This window comes from uncultured Nevskia sp., from assembly GCF_903885465.1.
GTDB lineage: Bacteria > Pseudomonadota > Gammaproteobacteria > Nevskiales > Nevskiaceae > Nevskia.
In genome coordinates, this window is sequence record NZ_CAISIQ010000018.1 from 1 (window position 1) to 2,147 (window position 2,147).

1 protein-coding gene is annotated in these 2,147 nt (G+C 63.7%); it reads left to right on the forward strand.

Features of this window, described 5'->3' with window-relative positions; genetic code table 11:
- Positions 1-57: 57 nt before the first annotated feature.
- The coding region (locus QZY06_RS00680; protein WP_295678887.1) for an acyl-CoA dehydrogenase at positions 58-2,147 on the forward strand (2,090 nt) is incomplete at its 3' end.

Genomic DNA, 2,147 nt, shown 5'->3' on the forward strand with positions numbered 1-2,147 from the left:
CGCGGCTTCCGCGTTTCAGGCCAGCAAAGGAAATTTTGAAACCAAGGAGATGACCCGATGTTCGCAATGCTGATGAACTGGATGAAGGCCAACAAGATCCTGCCGCAGATCTCGGATACCGAGCGGCAGGCCCTGGAAGCCGGTTCGATCTGGATCGATGGCGAGCTGTTTTCGGGGCATCCGGATTTCACCAAGATCCTTGCCGAGAACTACAACAAGCTGCCGCCGGAAGAACAGGCCTTCATCGACGGCCCGGTGGAAGAACTCTGCCGGATGATCGACCGCTTCGAGATCGGCCGCACAAAGCGCATTCCGGACGACATCCTCGCCTTCGTGAAACAGACCGGGATGATGAGTTTTCTCATTCCCAGGCAGTACGGCGGTTTAGCGTTCTCGATCCTCGGCATCTCGACGATCCTCGCCAAGATCAGCGCCTACAACGCGACGGTCGGCACTTTCGTGGTGATTCCGAACTCGCTGGGTGCGGCAGAGCTGATCAAGCATTACGGCACCGATGCCCAGAAAACCGCTTACCTGCCGAAGCTGGCAAGCGGCGAGTACGTACCCTGCTTTGGCCTCACCGAACCGACCGCGGGCTCGGACGCTGCCTCGATCAAGGCCGATGGTCTGGTGTTCAAGGACGTCGACGGCGAAACCAAGATCAAGCTGAACTTCCGCAAGCGCTACATCACCCTGGCGCCGATCGCGAACCTGGTCACCCTCGCCGCCAAGCTGCGCGATCCGCAGAACCTGCTCGGCAAGGGCGAAGACGTCGGCATCACCTGCGTGCTGATCCACGAAGGCACGCCTGGCTTCACCCACGGCGATCATCACGATCCGATCGGTGATCCGTTCTACAACGGCCCGCTGATCGGCAAGGACGTTGTCGTGCCGGTGAAGAACATCATCGGTGAGCTCGACGGCGCTGGTCAGGGCTGGCGCATGCTGATGGAACAGCTGGCGGGTGGCCGCATGGTGTCGCTGCCGGCCGGTGCGATCGGCGGTGCGAAAGCCGTGGCGGCCGTCACCGGTCCGTACTCGATGGTGCGCCAGCAGTTCGGCATCGCCATCGGCCGCATGGAAGGCGTCGAGGACAAGGTCGGCAAGATCGCAGCACTCAGCTACATGCTCGAAGGCGCACGCGTGTTCGGCTGCTCGGCGGTGGACTCCGGCCAGCAGCCGCCCGTGGTGTCCGCGATCATGAAGGCGTACAGCACCGCGCTCAGTCAGGAACTGGTGATCGACGGCATGGACGTGTTCTCCGGCGCCGGCGTCATGCAGGGCCCGAACAACATCCTCGGCGCCGGCTACAAATCCGCTCCTGTCGCGGTGACGGTGGAAGGCGCGAACATCCTCACCCGCACCTTGATGATCTTCGGCCAGGGTGCAACCCGCTGCCATCCATATGCGCTGAAGGTGGTCAACGCGGTCGAGCAGGACGATGCCTCGGCGTTCCGCAACAACCTGCTCGGCTGGATCGGCCATTTCATCGTCAACAACTTCCGCGCGATCGGCCGCTATCTGACCCGCGGCTTGACCGCCGGCTCGCCGGTATCGGGCCCGACGGCCACCTACTACCGCCGACTGGCCTGGAGCGCCACGCGCTTTGCCGTGTTGACCGATCTGGCGATGTTCACCATCGGCGGCAAGCTGAAAGTTCGCGGCAAGCTCACCGGCCGCTACGCCGATGCCCTGGCCTGGCAGGTGCTCGCGATCGGCGCGCTGCGCCGTTACGAGGCCGAAGGCCGCCGCGAGGAAGATCTGCCGCTGGTGCATTACTCGGTGCAGTTCGCGCTGGCCAAGGTACAGGACGCTTTCGAAGGCATCTACGCGAACTTCGGCGGCGCGCTTGGCGCCTATCTTTCGACCGTCGGCATGCTGCTGCTGCGCCTGAACCCGGTCGGCGCGCTGCCGAACGATGCGCTCAGCCATCAGTCGGCCCTGGCCATCAAGCGTCCGGGCGAGCAGTTCGATCGCCTGACCCAGGACGTCTTCAAGCCAGTCGACGAAAGCCTGGCCGCCGGTCGTCTGCTCAAGGCTTTCGCGCTGATCACCAAGGCCGAGCCGGTGATCGCGAAGATCCATGCCGCGCAAAAGGACAAGGCCCTGCCGCGCGGCATCCCGGAAGAGCAGGCGCAGGCCGCCGC